The sequence below is a fragment of the Curtobacterium sp. 24E2 genome, assembly GCF_016925595.1.
In the GTDB taxonomy this organism is placed as follows: Bacteria; Actinomycetota; Actinomycetes; order Actinomycetales; family Microbacteriaceae; genus Curtobacterium.
Map to the genome: position 1 here is coordinate 3545942 of NZ_CP068987.1, position 15654 is coordinate 3561595.

The window sequence follows — 15654 nt, forward strand, 5'->3', positions numbered from 1 at the left end:
CTACGGTGGTGACAGTTCGGCGCGAGGGAGCACCATGAGCAGTGGGTACGAAGGACGACGCCTCCGCGTCGTCGTGATCGGCACCGGCATGATCGCGGGGGTCCACGCCCGCGCGGCCCGGGCCGCCGGTGCCGAGGTGCTCGGGGTGCTCGGTCGGAACGCATCGCGCTCCGAGCAGGTCGCGGCGCAACTCGACCTGCCTCGTGGGTACGCCTCGCTCGACGACGTCATCGCGGACGCCCCCGACGTCGTGCACATCTGCACCCCGAACGACCAGCACCACCCGCAGGCGATGGCGGTCATCGCCGCGGGCATCCACGTGGTGTGCGAGAAGCCCCTCGCGATCGACCCGGCGCAGGCCGCCGAACTCGTCGCCGCGGCGGCGGACGCCGGTGTCGTCGCCACGGTGCCGTTCGTGTACCGCTACCACCCGATGATCCGCGAGATCCGCGCGCGCATCGCCGACGGCGACCTCGGTCGACTGCTCGCCGTGCACGGCCACTACCTGCAGGACTGGATGCTCGACGAGGACGCCTCGAGCTGGCGGGTCGACCCGACCTCGAGCGGGTCGTCCCGGGCGTTCGCCGACATCGGTTCGCACTGGTGCGACCTGGTGGAGTTCGTCACCGGTGAGCGCTTCACCTCGGTGTCCGCGGCGACCGACATCGTCTACCCGACCCGGCCCGCGGCCTCGGGGCCGTCGTTCTCCGGCTCGCCGGACCCCGACCCGGTCGCCGACGCTGCGGAACGGGCCGAGGTCACCACCGAGGACACCGCGGTCGCGACGTTCCGCACCGGCACCGGGCGCATCGGCAACGTGGTGATCTCGCAGGTGGCCTCCGGCCGGAAGAACCGTCTGTGGTTCGAGGTCGACGGCACCCGCGGCAGCGCCGCCTTCGACCAGGAGCAGCCCGAGTCCGCGTGGTTCGGCAACGAGCGCGGTGCCCAGATCGTCGTCCGCGACCCGTCGCAGGGGTACCCGGACCAGCGGCGTCTGGCGATCGTGCCGTCCGGGCACCCGCAGGGCTACCTCGACGCCTTCGCCGCGTTCGTCGCCGACACCCACACCGCGGTCCGCACCGGTGTGGCGCCCGACGGGCTGCCGACCTTCGCCGACGGCGCACGCTCCGCCGACATCGTCGACGCCGTGATCACGAGCGCGGCCGAGACCACGTGGCGGGAGATCCGGTGAAGCTCGGCATGCTGACGGCCTGTCTGCCCGGGTGGTCGCTCGACCGGATCGCGGACTTCGCCGCCGAGCAGGGCTACGAGCGGCTCGAGGTCGGCGTGTGGCCCGGCACCGGTGGCCGTGACTTCGAGGCGGCGCACCTGCCCGTGGCGACGTTCACCGACGAGGATGCGGCGGCGACCCGTGACCTGCTCGACCGCACCGGCCTCGAGATCTCGGCACTCGCGTACTACGAGAACAACCTGCACCAGGACCTCGCCCGGCGCGAGGAGATCCGCACCCACCTCAAGCACGCGATCGATGCGGCGCAGGTGCTCGGCGTGCCGTACGTCGGCACGTTCATCGGCCGTGACGTGAGCCGCAGCGTCGTCGACAACATGCGGATCGGCGACCGGGTGCTCCCCGAGCTCGTCGACTACGCCGGCGAGCGCGGCGTGCGGTTGATCATCGAGAACTGCGTGATGGAGGGCTGGCACCCGGACGGCTACCCCGGCAACCTGGCGTACTCCCCGAGCTCTGGGACTGGGTCACCGGCCTCGGCTTCGGCCTGAACTGGGACCCGTCGCACCTGACCTGGATCGGCATCGACCCGGTCGAGACGATCCTGCCGTTCGCCGAGCACATCGTGCACGCCCAGGCGAAGGACCTCGAACTGTTCCCGGCGAAGCGCAACGCGTACGGGTTCTTCGGCAAGGTCGACAAGGGCGACGACCCGTGGGACATGGGCTGGTGGCGCTTCCGGGTGCCGGGCCGTGGCGTCGTGGACTGGCCACACGTCGTCGACCGCCTGTACGAGGCGGGCTTCGACGGCACCCTGTCGGTCGAGCACGAAGACCCGCTCTGGGGCGGCACCGACGAGAAGGTCCTCGAGGGGCTCCGCATCGCGCACCGCACCCTCCGCCCCCTCATCGCACACGACCCCCGGTCCATGTGAACGTCATGTGACGACTTCGACGCGACACTGGCGGGTCGGCTGTGCGTCCTCATAGGTTCTCCGACGATGAACCTCCACTCCTCTCCGAGCCGCCGACGGCGCATCATCAGCGGCGCGGCCTTCGCCACCGCGGGTGTGCTCGTCGCACTGTCCATCCCCTCCACCGCCGTCGCCGCCGAGGGCGACACGACGATCGACATCATCGACGTCAACGACTTCCACGGCCGCATCGAGTCCGAGGGCACCGCCGTCGACAAGGCGGCTGGTGCCGCCAAGCTCGCCGGTGTCGTGCAGTCGTACCGCGAGGCCAACCCGAACACGATCTTCGCCAGCGTCGGCGACAACGTCGGCGCCTCGACGTTCACCTCGCTGATCCAGCAGGACGCCCCGACGATCGATGCGCTCAACGCCATGGACCTCGACGTCAGCGCGATCGGCAACCACGAGCTCGACAAGGGTCAGGACGACCTGACCGGGCGCATCGAGGACCGTGCCGACTGGCCCTACGTCTCCGCGAACATCGTCAAGCAGGGTACGACCGAGCCCGCGTTCACCCCGTACTCCATCGTGGAGAAGGGCGGCGTGAAGGTCGGCTTCATCGGCGCGACCACCGAGGACCTGATCCCCGGGCTCGTCAGCCCCGGCGGCGTGCAGGGTCTCGCGATGGCCCCGATCGTCAGCCAGGTCAACAAGTACGCCGACCAGCTCACCGACGACGACGAGTCGAACGGCGAGGCCGACGTGCTCGTGCTCCTCGTGCACGAGGGCGCCACCACGAGCGCCCTCGCGGACGCGACCGGCACCGGCGCCTTCGGCGGGATCACCTCCGGTGTCTCGGAGAAGGTCGCGGCGATCGTCTCCGCACACACCCACGCGAAGTACAACCACTCGATCGCAGGCCCGACGGGCACACCCCGTCCCGTCATCCAGACCGCCTCGTACGGCGTGAACTTCGGGCACCTGCAGCTCACCGTCGACGCCGACAAGCAACTCACCGGCATCACGTCCGAGGTCAAGTCGGTCAACGGTGAGACCCGCGTGCCGGCCGACACCACGTCGGTCGACGAGGTCACCGGCATCGTGACCGCCGCGAAGGCCGTCGCCGACGTGGAGGGCAGCAAGAAGCTCGGCGAGATCACCGGCGACCTGCGCCGCGCGGTCCAGTCGGACCGCACCGCTGAGAACCGCGGTGGCGAATCGGTCCTCGGCAACTACATCGCCGAGGTGCAGCGTTCCGCGACCGAGCGCAACGGCTCGCAGGTCGCCTTCATGAACCCGGGCGGGCTCCGCACGGACATGGTCTACAAGTCCAGCGGCGCGGGTGACCCGGACGGCACCGTCACCTACAAGGAAGCCGCGCTCGTCCAGCCGTTCGCGAACACCCTGGTCACCGAGGACATGACCGGGCAGCAGATCAAGAACGCCCTCGAGCAGCAGTGGCAGCCCGACGGCCTCGAGCGTCCGTTCCTCAAGCTCGGCGTCTCGAACGGCTTCGCGTACACCTACGACCCCGCGAAGGGCCGCGGTGAGCGCATCACCGGGATGACCCTCGACGGCGAGCCGATCGCGCTCGACGACACCCTCAAGGTGACGGTCAACTCGTTCCTGTCGACGGGTGGCGACAACTTCGCCGCCTTCGCGACCGGCACGAACGTCGCGGACTCGGGCCAGGTCGACCTGCAGGCGCAGGTGGACTACTTCCTCGCCAACCCGTCGGTCACCCCGCCGGCCGACCAGCGTGCCGTCGGCACCACGGTCACGCCGACGCCCGCCGGTGGCTTCCAGCCCGGTGACGAGGTCAGCATCGCGCTGTCGTCGCTCGTGTTCAGCAGCGACGACCCCACTGCAGCCGGCACCGTGTCGGTCAGCGCCGGCGACGTCGAGCTCGCCACGGCCGAGATCGACCCGACGATCGTCGACAAGACCGACGAGCAGGGTCGTGCGACGCTGACCTTCGCCGTGCCCACCATCGAGTCGTCGGTCGACGCAACGACGGTCCGCGCGGCTGCCCGTGCCGCAGCGACGACGGACGAGCCGCTCGTGGTCACCCTTCCGGGCGGCCAGACGATCACGCTCGCCGTGACCATCCCGCTCGCCGCAGCCGTCGACCCGACGGACCCGACCGAGCCCACGGACCCGACCGACCCCACGGACCCGGCCGACCCGGGCAACGGCAACGGGAACGGGAACGGGAACGTCCCCGGAACCGGAACCGGAACCGACCTGGCGGGCGACCCCGCTGACTCCACGAACGCCGGCGGTGACCTCGCCTACACGGGCGCGGACCTGACGGCGGCGGGGATCGCAGCGGGCCTGCTCCTGCTGGCGGGCATCACCGCACTCGTCGCCGTGCGCCGGAAGCGCGCACGGATCGACGCGAGCATCCAGGCGGACTGACGCCGCGCCTCCAGTCCGACACGAACGGGCCGTCTCACCACCGTGAGGCGGCCCGTTCCGTCGTTCCGGGAGGCACGGATCGCGTCCGGCGCGCACCCCGCGCGGCCCCGCTGGCGCGCTCCCTGTCCCACAGCCGCGCTGGCACTGCGGATCCGGCGATCAGCGGGGTACTCTCGGGCCTGTCGCATCGCGACGCGTCGCGCCGGGTCGCCTCTCAGGTCGGCGGTGGTTCCGTTCGACGAGACCCCGCGACGCGGGTGCCCTCCGCCTCCAGGGAAACGGCGGAGGGCGCCCTCTCCCCGGCGGCGTCAGCGCACTCCGGACACGGTCAGCGGAACAGCTGCTCGCCGATGTACGACCCCTTGCGCGGTGCCGGCGGGATCGCGAACACCGCGGAGCCGATGTGCGAGACGTACTCGTTCAACCGGTCCGAGGCGCCGAGCTTCCGCTGCAGCCGGGTGAAGTGCTCCGGGTCGTCCATGTAGGCCAGGAACAGCAGCCCCGCGTCGAGCTGGCCGTACTCGTTGAGGCCGTCGGTGTAGTTGTACGGACGCCGCAGGATCTTCACGCCGCCGTTCGCCTCGTGGGCGGCCAGGGCGATGTGGGACGTCGCGTCGATCTTCGTGGCACCGTCCTTCCCGGTCACCGCGAAGTCCGGCGTCGTGTGCTCGGTCCCGCCGGACAGCGGTGCGCCCTCGATCTTGGTCCGACCGAACACGCGCTGCTGATCGCTGACGACGTCGGCGTCCCAGATCTCGATGTTCATCCGGATCTTCCGCACCACCTGGTAGGTGCCGCCGGTCATCCACGCCGCACCCTCGCCCGGGTCGTCGATCCACACGAAGCGGTCGTGGTCCTCGTCCGTCGTGATGTTCCTGGTGCCGTCCTTGAAGCCCATCAGGTTGCGCGGCGTCGTCTGGTGCGGGCCGGCCGACGCACGACCGAAGCCGAGCACGGTCCACCGCACGGTCGCCGTCCCCCGGGCCATCCGGGCCAGGTCGCGGACAGCGTGGTAGGCCACCTGGGGGTCGTCGGCGCAGGCCTGCAGCGACAGGTCGCCCCCGGTCAGGCCGGCCTGCAGGTTGTCGCTCGGCAGCCGAGGCACGTCGGCGAGCGCCGCCGGGCGCTTGTCGGCCAGACCGAAGCGCTCGTCGAAGACGCCGGGGCCGAGCCCCACCGTGACCGTCAGGGACGCCGGGCCGAGGTCGAGCGCCTCACCGGTGTCCGCGCCGACGCCGTCACCGTGCGCGGGCTCGACACTTCCGACGGTCTTGCCCGCCTGCAGCTGCGCGATCGCCGCGGACCAGCGGGCGAGGAGCACCTGCAGCTCGGTCGCGACACTGGTGGACAGGTCGAAGGTCATGAAGACGCAGTACCGCTGGGGTGCGGTCTGCACCCCGCCCTGCGGCTGCCGGGCGGCGGTCGCGTAGAACGGGTGGCTCTGGGACAGGTCGATGGACTCGTCACCGTTGGCGGCCGCCGTGAACGGGTCGACGCCCGTCGCGGCCGTGGCACCGCCGATGCCGACCGCGGCACCGGCACCCGCTCCGGCCGCGGCGAGTCCTGCGCCGAACAGCCCACGCCGGGAGACCCCGGTGCGGGCTGCGCGGTCGTCGTCGGGCTGCGTCACGCGGTGGCGACCTTCTCGGCGAGGCGGGACAGCGGGTCCTGCAGGGCCTGGATCTGCTGCGAGATGCGGTTCGCGTCGGACTGCTTGGTGCCCGCGTCCCACGTGTCGAAGCCGCCCAGGTCGTCGGCGTTGCGGTAGCCGTCCATCATCGTGTTCGTCGCGTCGAACTGCTTCGCGATCTGCTTGGTGAGGGTCGGGTCGAGCTTCGTCAGGCCCGGCTTGAGGTACGCGAAGGCCTGACGGGCACCCTCGACGTTGGCGGCGAGGTCGACGAGGTCGATGTGGCTGTACGCCTCTTCCTCACCGGTGACCTTGTTCGACTGGACCTCCTCGAGCAGGCCGGCGGCACCGTTCGCCAGGTCCTCGGGCTTGTAGTCGAGCGTCGGGACGAGCTTCGCGAGCAGCTGCACGTTCTCGGTCAGGTCGGCCGCGGTCTTCTTGGTCGACGCGGTGATCTCCCCGCCTGGAACAGGTCCTTCTCGACGGCGTGGAACCCGCTCCAGCCGACGGCCGGGTCGAGGTTCGAGGCGCGCATGTCGATCAGGTAGTCGAGGTTGCCGGCGTTGTCGGTCGCCTTGTGGCCCTTCTTGACGAAGCCGTCGACGTCGCTCTCGACGTGCTCGTAGAACGGGCGGGCGTTCGCGTAGTCGGTCTTCGCGGCCTCGAGGTCGCCGGCGTCGACGTCCTTCTGCAGGAGTTCGACCGCGGTGACCATGTCGGTGACCTGGCCGTCGACGTAGTCGGCGTAGCCCTTCGTGCCCTCGTCGAGCAGGGTGGCGGCGCTGCTGTTCGCGGTGGAGGTGACCTTGCCCGTCACCGTGAAGTCGGTGAGCTCGGTGTCCGCCCCGGGGCAGTACACCTGGTACTTCCCACCGGTCAGGGTCGCGGTGAACTGCACGGCGTCGAGGCCGGGTGCGAGGTTCTCCTTCTCGCCGAGGATCCGCTGGTCCTGCAGCAGTTCGACCTCGGTGATGGCGGTCGAGGACTCGTTCTCCACCGAGAACGTGACCGGCCCGGCCGGCACCTTCGTCTCGGAGACCGTGCACTGGTCCGAGCCGTCGTTCGTCAGGGTGATGGTGACGCGCGAGACCTTCGCGGCGTCGGTGGAGCTGTCCGAGGCACCGTCGGAGCTCGCGCAGCCGGTCAGCGCGAGGGCGGTGACGACGCCGAGGGCGCCGAGGGTGATCAGGGGTCGCACGGGCTTACCGAACGGCATAGTCGTTGCTCCTTGCAGGGTCCCCGGCGGGTGGGCCGCGTGTCGGGACGGTTTCGGGGGTGGGGTTCACGGGTGCCGTCCGACGACGGCGGTCACGGAGCGCGAGCAGCGCCTGGGCGGCGGCTGCGACGCCGAGGGCGATCGGCAACCAGGCCTTCCAGAGCAGCAGCTCGGCAGCCCGCGTGTCCGCGGTCGCCACCGCAGTGGCGGACCGCTCGACGCGGGAGTCGGGGACGGACCACACGGAGCGGTCCAGGGTCGTGGTGCGCGCGGACGGGAGGCCCCCGTCGCTCAACGTCAGCACCGTGCGTTCGTCGCGGGTGGCGTCCAGGACCCCACCACCGACCGTCCACAGGGTCACGGTGTCGCGCACCGCCCAGCGGGCGGTGAACGGGCCGGGGTTCGTCGACGGCGAGACGCCGACCGGGATCCGGCCGAACAGGTCGACGAGGTCGTCGAGGGTCAGCGTGGCGGGGCGGTCCGCTGCGGTGGCCGACGTGCGCACCCGCCACCGGTCGGTGGCCACGCCCGCTCGGGTCACGCGGCGGTGGGCCGACGTCGGCAACGTGATCCGTGCCTCCTGGCCGGTGGTGGTGCCGGCGACGCGGAGGAGGCCGGACGCGCCGTGGACGTCCGCCGAGACGGAGGTGGCGTCCCCGCCGACCGCAGCGGTGCGCGGCAGGTCGACCCCGCCTGTCGGCACGGCGATCGCCAGTGCTGCGGCGGCGACCGCGAGCGCACCGGCGACCGTCGCGCGGATCGCGGGGATGCGTGCCGCCGACGGGCGCCAGGCGCGTGGCCACAGCGTCAGGGCGAGTACGGGCACGACGTAGAGGACCCAGCCGAGCACCTCGATCACCCGGGGGTCCGGCGGGATGCCGAGCACGCCCGTGACGAGCGCACCCTGCACCGAACCGTTCGGGGCGAGCCAGGACAGGTCGACGGTCCGCTGCTGCCCGATGACGATCCACCCGGCCTCGTGCGCGCGCCGGAGCACCGTCAGCACGAGTCCGCCGGCGACGAACACCAGGAAGACGCCGGTGCCCGTGAAGAACTTCGACAGGTTCAGCCGGACGCCGCCGGTGTAGATGCCGTAGCCGATGACGACGGCGCCCGCGATGCCGATGACCGCGCCGAGGGCGGCGAGACCGGTGTCCGACGACGCCTGGAAGGTGGCGAGGAGGAAGACCGCGGTCTCGAAGCCCTCCTTGAGCACGGCGAGGAAGGCCATGCCGGCGAGCGCCCACGCGGTGCCGCGGCCGAGCGCCTCGGTCGCGCTCGCCTCGAGTTCCTCGGTGAGGGTGCGTGCGTGGGTGCGCATCCAGACGATCATGCCGGTGACGAAGACCACGGCGACGATGCCGATGATCGCCTCCATGCCCTCCTGCTGCGCCTGCGGCAGGGCCTGCTCGACGACCTGCAGGCCGAACCCGACGCCGATGCTGAGCACGACGGCGACCCCGACGCCGAACCACATGGGGGCGAGGGGGACACGGTTGCGACGCAGGAACGCGGCGATGATGCCGACGATGAGCGTCGCTTCGAGGCCTTCACGGAGGCCGATGACGAGGGTGGCGAGCATGACGTAGGTGAGGCTAACCTAACCGCCGTTCGGCCCGCCAGTCGTTCGGCGTGGGGTTTGATGGTTCTCATGAACCTGCTGTCCGTCGAGGGCCTGGCGTCGGTCACGAACGTGCTCGACCTCGCCGGGGTGTTCGCCTCCGCCCTGCTCGGCGGATCGATCGCCCGGGCGATGGACTTCGACCTGTTCGGGTTCCTGGTCGTCGGCTTCGTCTCGGGTCTCGGCGGCGGCATGCTGCGCGACACCCTGCTGCAGAACGGCCCCCGGTCGCACTCGTCGACCCGCTCTACGTGCCGGTCGCACTGGCCGGGGCGCTCATCGCCTTCTTCGTGTCGTTCTCCGAGATCACCTGGGACCGACTGTTCACCGTGCTCGACGCGGCGGTGATCGGGTTCTGGGCGGTGGTCGGGGTGCAGCGCACCTACGACGCCGGCCTGGAGTGGCCCGCCGCGATCATCATGGGCACGATCACCGCGGTCGGCGGCGGCGCGATGCGGGACCTGCTGCTCCGCCGGGTGCCCGCGGTGTTCGGCGGGAACGCGCTGTACGCCACCGTGGCCGTCGCGGCGTCGGTGGTGATGGTCGTCGCGTCCGCCCTCGGATCGCCGTCGATCGGGATCGTCGCCGCGATCGCGCTGTCGCTCGGCCTGCGCTGGGGCGCTGTCCGCCGCGGCTGGGGACTGCCCAACGGTCGCGACTGGCAGCCGAAGTCGACGCTCGGGTCCTTGCTGCGGCGCGGTCGGAGCCTGCGACCCGACGCACTCCGGCTGCTCCGACGCCCCGGACGGCGCACGGGGGCGGGCAGCGTCCGCGAAGAACACGACACGGCAACGGAATCCTCGTTCGACGACTGAGGGGTGTCATCTGTCGGTGCTCCGGCGTAGCATCCCTACCGTCGGGTATCGACCCGGCTCATGTCGTCAGCACCGAACCGACGCGACCCGAACGCGGCGGTTCCGCGCAGACGTGGTGATGGGGGCTTCGCTGATGCCGCGCGTGATCAGACGCGCGGCGCGGCAGGTCTCCCGCCCCAGCTCGCCCGCCCGGGTTCCAGCCCCGGTGCCCCGCCCCAGCAGGAACGATGAACGACGACGTCTCCGACTCCCCCACACCGAGGACCCCACGGGCCGAGGTCCGAGAACGTCTGCTCATCGCCGGTGCTGCCGTCTTCGCCGAACAGGGCGTGCACGGAGCGCGTCTCGACGACGTCGCCGCACGCGCCGGGTTCAGCAAGGGCGCGGTCTACTCGAACTTCTCGTCGAAGGAGGACCTGCTCGCGCAGGTCATGCAGCGCGGCACGAACCTGGTGCTCGGGTCGCTGCAGGAGCTCATCCGTGCCGACATCGCCGCGGCGGACATCGCGGACGTCGTGCGAGCGGCCTTCGGACGGCACGACCAGCGCGCACAGTTCGCCCTGCTGTCGGAGTTCCGCGCCTACGCGATCCGGCACACCGACCTGCTGCCCGAGTTCGTGCGGCAGCGACGGGTGCTGCAGGACGGTGTGCACGAGCTGGTGCGACTGTGGTTCGGGGCGCACCCGGAGGTCGACGCCGGCATGCCGCTCGACGTGTTCGCCACGGCGCTCGTCGCCGCCAACGTCGGGGTCGTGTTCGACGGGCCCGCGCTGCCGGGTGTCGACCCGGGCGAGGTCATCGCCGCCCTGGTCGAGGCGGTCGTCCGCCGCCGCTGACCCGGCGGCGGACGGTGCGGCGGCTGGCGTCGTCGCGTTCGCAGCCAGTCACGAAAGCGACAGTCTGCCGTGGAACATCCGCGGCACACTGTCGCTCTGGCGGAGGGACGGCGGGACCGTCGCGAGATGTGTCGCTTTCGCGGAGCCGACCGGGCGGCGCGCCGCAGCCAGCCGCAGCCAGGCGCGGTCAGTCGGGGGTCAGGCGGTGCGACGGGAACGCCGACGCCCCTCGTGCGACCACGCGGACGACGGCAGCAGGCTCGGCGGCAGCAGGCGCGACCGCAGCACCCGTCCACCGGAGACCGACGCGTCGAGGGCCTCCCGCGCCTGCTGCACGTGCCGCACGAGGGCATCGCCGTCGACCGCTGCGACCGCGCCGGCCGCGAACCGTTCACGGTCGACGGCATCGACCACGGCGTCGAGGTGCGGGAGCGCTGAGGCCGGCAGCACCGGACGGAGTCGTCCGAGGACGGCACGGGCGGTCCGGGCCGCAGCCGCTGCGTCGCCGGGCGGCGCCAGCCCCGGCGCGTAGCCGTGGTCGGCGACGTCGTCGAGGGCCTCACGCCAGGCGTTCACCGCCGGTGAGCGACCAGCGGCGACGGCCGACAACCGCGAGCGCCGTCGGAGCACTCGGACGAGTCCTGGGGCGATGAGCAACGCGAGGACGAGCGCTGCGCCGAACAGCAGGCCGACCGGACCGCCGCCGCCCGAGGCACCGGCCGAACCGGGCTCCGCCGACGCCGAGGGGTCGGCGTCGCCGAGGACTCGGCGGGGGCGGACTGCTCGGGCGCGGGCAGCGGGGACTCGGGCGTCGCCGCGGTCGGGGTCTCCGTGGGTTCGGTCGAGGGCTGCGCTGCCGCGTCGGAGTCCGGCGTGGGCTCGAACGCGACCCAGCCGGCCCCCTGGATGTACAGCTCGGGCCAGGAGTGCAGCTGCCGGTTCGACACCGCGTACTCGCCGTCGGGCTGCGCCGCCCCCGCCCGGTACCCCACCGCGATGCGGGACGGGATGCCGAGCGTCCGGGCCATCACGGCCATCGCCGACGAGAAGTGCACGCAGTAGCCCTCGCGCACCTGCAGGAAGGTCGAGACGACGTCCATGCTGTCGCCGTCGTAGCCCTGCTCGACGGGGGCCGTCTCGGAGTAGGTGAACAGGTCGCTGCGGAACCACTGCTCCAGGGCGCGGGCCTGGGCGTAGTCGTCGGACGCGGCCCCGGCCACCCGCTCAGCGGTCGACGAGATGTTCGCGGGCAGGTTCTTCGGCAGCGTCAGGTCGGTCTGCAGCTGGTCGCCGCTCGGCTCGCGGAACCCCCGGCCGTCGGCACGGGACAGGACACCCGAGGCCGCGACGGCGTCGAGGTACGCGTTCGCGAAGGTCGAGGCGCCGTAGACCTCGTACGTCGCACCGCGCGGCGTGGCCGGACCGGTCGACCGCACGGTGCTCGAGGAGCCCATCCAGCGCCACTGCGACAGGTCGAGGTTGGTGGAACGCGAATCGATCGACACCGCCCCGGACGGCACCGGCAGGTACGTGCTCGACAGACCCGTGATCCGGACGGTGACGTCGCCGCGGGTCGCCAGGCGGGGGTTCACGCCCTCGGCCCACTGCTGCTGGTCGGCGGTGTCGGCCTCGGCGGCGTTCGTCACCGTCGGCACCCAGTCCCCGGTGCCGAACTCGTCCAGGTCGGCGAGCTTGAGGTACTCGGGCTGGCCGTCGGACGACCGGTAGCGGAGCACCTCGAGCTCGCTCGGCTGCCGCAGGTCGTTGCCGAGCTCGAGCAGGGTGCCGGGTCGCCCGGGCTGGATCGGCGACTGGATGGCCCCGGTGACGCCGGACAGCCAGCTCGCGTTGAGCGGCACGATCGCGGGCAGGCCGATCGCGACGACGAGCCCGATCGCACCGACGACCGCGGCCGGGAGCGCTCGCTGCACGGGTCGGACCGACAGCCACAGCAAGGCGAGGAAGGCGACGGACGTGGTGATCACGAGCGCGGTGCCCGCCGGCTGTCCGGTGATGATCCCCGGGACGATGAGGATGACGAGTGCGGGCGCGGCGGCGAGCGACGGGATCCGGGCGATCGCGGCGAGGAACAACGAGACGCCCGCCACCCAGGCGATCGACACGGTCACGACCAGCCGGATCGCGTCGGTCTGCGGCAACGGCGCGGGGTTCAGGCGGATGGCGGCGAGCGTCTCGCCCAGGGCCCCGTCGGCGTCGAGCCAGCCGAGGGGTTGCACGTCGTTGACCAGGGCTGCGGCGCACGAGCACAGCACGAGCGTGGCGACGAGCGCCACGAACCGGACCCCGGGGGCCCGGCGACGCACCGCGAGCATGACGGCCACGAGCACCGCGACGACCACGACGCCGGACACCCACCAGGCGGTGCCCTGCACGAGCGGACGGATCGCGAGCGCGGCGATGAGCACGGGCACCGGGGCGAGCGCGACGACCCAGGTGCTCGGGGTGTCACGGGTGTCGTCGTCGCGGTCCAGGACCTCGCGCACGTCGACGGGCCGACGCGACGGCGCAGCGGTGCCGCTCACCGCGCGGCTCCGGACGCGGTCGCCCCGGCGACGGGCACCACCAGGGTGCGCCAACCGCCGCGGTCGAGGATCCCCGCACGACGGGGTCCGGCGGCACGATCGTCGCCATGATCCCTCGGCTCGATCCGCTCGTCGCCGTCACGAGTTCGGCCGCCTGCTCGGCGGTGCAGTTGCCGGTGACCACGGCGGTCATGCCGTGCACGTCCCGCCCACGCACCTCGGGCAGGACCTCGGTGACCGGACGGGCGTCGCTGCGGAGCCGGACGTCCGCGAGTCCGACGAGCACGTCGGTGAGTCCGCCGACGTCACCGGTGTGCCGGGTGCTGCCCGACGGTCCGTCGCTCACGAGCACGACACGCGAGGTCCGGGCGGCGAGGGCGCGGGCGACACTGGCGGCGACGACGACCGCGTGTTCGAAGGCCTGGTCACCGCCCAGGTCGGACAGCTCCGCCAGGTCCTCGCGCCCGAGGCCCTGGTAGGACTCGCGCCGGACGTCGAGCGCGATGACGGCCTCGGGTGGTTGCGCCTGCGTGGTCTGCCGGACGTGCAGTTCGCCGCGGCGAGCACTCTGCGCCCAGTGCACCCGACGGATCGGGTCGCCGGGACGGTACGGCCGGAGTTCGCTGTCGTCGGCGGATCCGCCCTGCCCGACCCGTCCTTCGTCGGCGGAGACGGCCCCGGCGAGGGCGCCGGTGTCGATCGCGGCGAGCGGTGCACTCGCGGGGACGACGACGACCTCTTCTGCGGGCACCACCGGCCGGTCGATGCGGAGCAGGCCGAAGGGGTCCTCGACCCGGATCGTGACGGGTCCGACCAGCGTGCGGCCGCGGTGCATCGCGAGCGCCTCGACGTCGAGCACGGCTGGCGGGACCCCCGGGCCGACGAGCGCGTAGGTCTCGGCCTCGGACGCACTGGCGAAGGCGTCCTCGAGCTGTTCCCGGACGAGCAGGGTCGACCGCGGGCCGATCGGCAGAGTCGTGCTGCCGAGGGTGATCCGCTCGCGGTAGACCTCGCCGACCTGCACGATCGCGCGCGCCGTGCTCCGACTGCCCCGGAGCGGCGCGGCGACCACGAACGCCATCACGATGCCGAGCACGACGAGCACGAGCAGCAGCAGCCCGGCCGAGACGGCGACGCTGGTGGTACCCACGAGCCCGCCCCCGACCAGCCCGATACCGATCGCGATGACGGTCCAGCCGCGCACGGTCGGACGGGGGAACGGCGTGCGCCGGAGCAGTGACAGCCCACGGCGGCCGAAGCGCCCGAGCGTCGAGCGCGCGGCACCGGTGCGCCGCAGCAGCGACGACGGTGCCGATCGCCCCGGCATCAGGAGCGGACGGGCGTCGCCGTGAACGGCACGGCGGTGTCGGAGACGATGCGGACGACGATCTCGCGCACGGTGTCCTCGCCCGTGCCACCGAGTCCGCGCGCCACCGGCACGAGCCGGTGGGCGAGCACGATCGGCGCCAGCGCGGCGACGTCGTCCGGGGTCACGAACGGCCGGCCGAGCAGCGCGGCGTGCGCACGGGCGGCCTGGGCCAGGTGCAGCGTGGCGCGGGGCTGGCGCCGAGCACCAGGTCGGGGTGGGTGCGGGTGGAGCGGACGATCGCGATGACGTACGCCTCGACGTCGGGGGCGATGTGGACGTTCGCCACGGCCTCGATGATCCCGCGCAGCGTGGTCACGTCGACGATCGGTCGCAGGTGCGACAGCGGGTCGCCGCCGCCGCGGTTCGCGAGCATCTGCCGTTCGGCGTCGACGCTCGGGTACCCCATCGTGATGCGCGCCATGAAGCGGTCACGCTGGGCCTCGGGCAACGGGTACGTGCCCTCCATGTCGATCGGGTTCTGCGTCGCCACGATCATGAAGGGGCGGTCGAGCAGCCGGGTGACGCCGTCGACGGTGACCTGCGACTCGGCCATCGCCTCGAGCAGGGCGGACTGGGTCTTCGGGCTGGTGCGGTTGATCTCGTCACCGATGACGACGTTCGCGAACACCGGCCCCGGTGAGAACCGGAACGTGCCCGAGGACTGGTCGAAGATGTTCACCCCGGTGACGTCCGACGGCAGCATGTCGGACGTGAACTGGATCCGGTTCACCGAGCCGCCCACCGAGGCGCCGAGCGCCTTCGCCAGGACCGTCTTGCCGACGCCGGGGACGTCCTCGACGAGCAGGTGCCCCTCGGCCAGCATCACGGTGAGCGCGGTGCGGATCGCCTCGGTCTTGCCGTCGATCACCGTCGAGACGGACGCGACGATGGCGTCACCGACCTCTCGGATGCGCTCGAGGGGGAAGGCGGGGTCGGTCGGCTCCGGCACGCAGGGCTCCTCGTCTCGGGACAGGTGTCGTGCATGCTACATCGGTCCGGTGACAGCGCCCGGTGGGCGTGTCACCGATGCGCACTGGACGGGAGGCCCGTGGAGCGTGCGCCGATCGGCGCACGTCCCACGGGCCTCCCGTCCAGATCACGTGG

Annotated in this window: 14 protein-coding genes and 1 pseudogene; 7 read left to right on the forward strand and 8 right to left on the reverse strand. The window is 72.1% G+C overall.

Annotated features, from left to right (window positions below; translation table 11 throughout):
* Positions 1–34 precede the first annotated feature (34 nt).
* The 4 genes from JN350_RS17360 to JN350_RS17375 all read left to right on the forward strand — a co-directional run bounded on the left by JN350_RS17360 (position 35) and on the right by JN350_RS17375 (position 4520).
* Positions 35–1192, forward strand: coding sequence for a Gfo/Idh/MocA family protein (locus tag JN350_RS17360; protein ID WP_240347404.1), 1158 nt, complete (start codon positions 35–37; stop codon positions 1190–1192).
* Positions 1189–1740 (forward strand): sugar phosphate isomerase/epimerase family protein, encoded by a 552-nt coding sequence (locus JN350_RS20345; RefSeq protein ID WP_205462974.1) that lies wholly within the window; start codon positions 1189–1191, stop codon positions 1738–1740. The genes JN350_RS17360 and JN350_RS20345 overlap by 4 nt, the downstream gene beginning before the upstream one ends.
* A 17-nt stretch (positions 1741–1757) precedes the next feature.
* The gene (locus JN350_RS20350) at positions 1758–2123 is read left to right on the forward strand and encodes a sugar phosphate isomerase/epimerase family protein (protein ID WP_461964482.1); all 366 of its coding nucleotides are present in this window, start codon (positions 1758–1760) and stop codon (positions 2121–2123) included.
* Positions 2124–2189: 66 nt separating this feature from the next.
* Entirely contained in the window at positions 2190–4520 is a 2331-nt protein-coding gene (locus JN350_RS17375) for a bifunctional metallophosphatase/5'-nucleotidase (protein ID WP_205462976.1), read from the forward strand.
* A gap of 328 nt (positions 4521–4848) precedes the next feature.
* Here JN350_RS17375 and efeB read toward each other — a convergent pair whose 3' ends face one another.
* The 3 genes and pseudogenes from efeB to efeU all read right to left on the reverse strand — a co-directional run bounded on the left by efeB (position 4849) and on the right by efeU (position 8948).
* Entirely contained in the window at positions 4849–6150 is a 1302-nt protein-coding gene (efeB, locus tag JN350_RS17380; protein WP_205462977.1) for an iron uptake transporter deferrochelatase/peroxidase subunit, read from the reverse strand.
* Positions 6147–7366: pseudogene (efeO, locus tag JN350_RS21210) on the reverse strand (iron uptake system protein EfeO). Before efeO ends, efeB begins: the two are co-directional and overlap by 4 nt.
* Entirely contained in the window at positions 7353–8948 is a 1596-nt protein-coding gene (gene efeU, locus JN350_RS17395) for an iron uptake transporter permease EfeU (RefSeq protein WP_205462980.1), read from the reverse strand. The pseudogene efeO and the gene efeU overlap by 14 nt, the downstream one beginning before the upstream one ends.
* A gap of 69 nt (positions 8949–9017) precedes the next feature.
* Between efeU and JN350_RS19935 the strand changes: the two genes are divergently transcribed.
* From JN350_RS19935 to JN350_RS17405, 3 genes are all read left to right on the forward strand, one after another.
* Entirely contained in the window at positions 9018–9335 is a 318-nt protein-coding gene (locus JN350_RS19935; protein WP_240347405.1) for a TRIC cation channel family protein, read from the forward strand.
* Positions 9239–9802 carry a TRIC cation channel family protein gene (locus tag JN350_RS17400; RefSeq protein ID WP_240347406.1) on the forward strand — a complete coding sequence of 188 codons (564 nt, stop codon included), beginning with the start codon at positions 9239–9241 and terminating at the stop codon, positions 9800–9802. Before JN350_RS19935 ends, JN350_RS17400 begins: the two co-directional genes overlap by 97 nt.
* Positions 9803–10029: 227 nt before the next feature.
* A complete protein-coding gene (locus JN350_RS17405) occupies positions 10030–10638 on the forward strand; it encodes a TetR/AcrR family transcriptional regulator (protein WP_111084642.1) in 609 nt (202 codons plus the stop codon).
* Between the two features lie 198 nt (positions 10639–10836).
* On the opposite strand, the gene JN350_RS17410 is transcribed toward JN350_RS17405, so the two are convergent.
* The 5 genes from JN350_RS17410 to JN350_RS17425 are packed head-to-tail and all read right to left on the reverse strand — an operon-like array spanning position 10837 to position 15499.
* Entirely contained in the window at positions 10837–11214 is a 378-nt protein-coding gene (locus tag JN350_RS17410; RefSeq protein WP_205462981.1) for a hypothetical protein, read from the reverse strand.
* Complete coding sequence (locus JN350_RS17415; RefSeq protein ID WP_205462982.1) at positions 11211–13181, reverse strand: transglutaminase TgpA family protein; 1971 nt, start codon at positions 13179–13181, stop codon at positions 11211–11213. The genes JN350_RS17410 and JN350_RS17415 overlap by 4 nt, the downstream gene beginning before the upstream one ends.
* Positions 13105–14508 carry a DUF58 domain-containing protein gene (locus JN350_RS17420; protein ID WP_205462983.1) on the reverse strand — a complete coding sequence of 468 codons (1404 nt, stop codon included), beginning with the start codon at positions 14506–14508 and terminating at the stop codon, positions 13105–13107. Before JN350_RS17420 ends, JN350_RS17415 begins: the two co-directional genes overlap by 77 nt.
* Positions 14508–14729, reverse strand: coding sequence for a hypothetical protein (locus JN350_RS21215; RefSeq protein ID WP_461964484.1), 222 nt, complete (start codon positions 14727–14729; stop codon positions 14508–14510). The genes JN350_RS17420 and JN350_RS21215 overlap by 1 nt, the downstream gene beginning before the upstream one ends.
* Positions 14672–15499 (reverse strand): AAA family ATPase, encoded by an 828-nt coding sequence (locus JN350_RS17425; RefSeq protein WP_461963272.1) that lies wholly within the window; start codon positions 15497–15499, stop codon positions 14672–14674. The genes JN350_RS21215 and JN350_RS17425 overlap by 58 nt, the downstream gene beginning before the upstream one ends.
* Positions 15500–15654: the final 155 nt, after the last annotated feature.

What these genes read in the sequence shown, in the direction of transcription:
- JN350_RS17360 (WP_240347404.1), top strand. Translation starts at nt 35, where the DNA reads ATGAGCAGTGGGTACGAAGGACGACGCCTCCGCGTCGTCGTGATCGGC.
- JN350_RS17375 (WP_205462976.1), top strand. Translation starts at nt 2,190, where the DNA reads ATGAACCTCCACTCCTCTCCGAGCCGCCGACGGCGCATCATCAGCGGC.
- efeU (WP_205462980.1), bottom strand. Translation starts at nt 8,948, where the DNA reads ATGCTCGCCACCCTCGTCATCGGCCTCCGTGAAGGCCTCGAAGCGACG.
- JN350_RS19935 (WP_240347405.1), top strand. Translation starts at nt 9,018, where the DNA reads ATGAACCTGCTGTCCGTCGAGGGCCTGGCGTCGGTCACGAACGTGCTC.
- JN350_RS17405 (WP_111084642.1), top strand. Translation starts at nt 10,030, where the DNA reads ATGAACGACGACGTCTCCGACTCCCCCACACCGAGGACCCCACGGGCC.
- JN350_RS17420 (WP_205462983.1), bottom strand. Translation starts at nt 14,508, where the DNA reads ATGCCGGGGCGATCGGCACCGTCGTCGCTGCTGCGGCGCACCGGTGCC.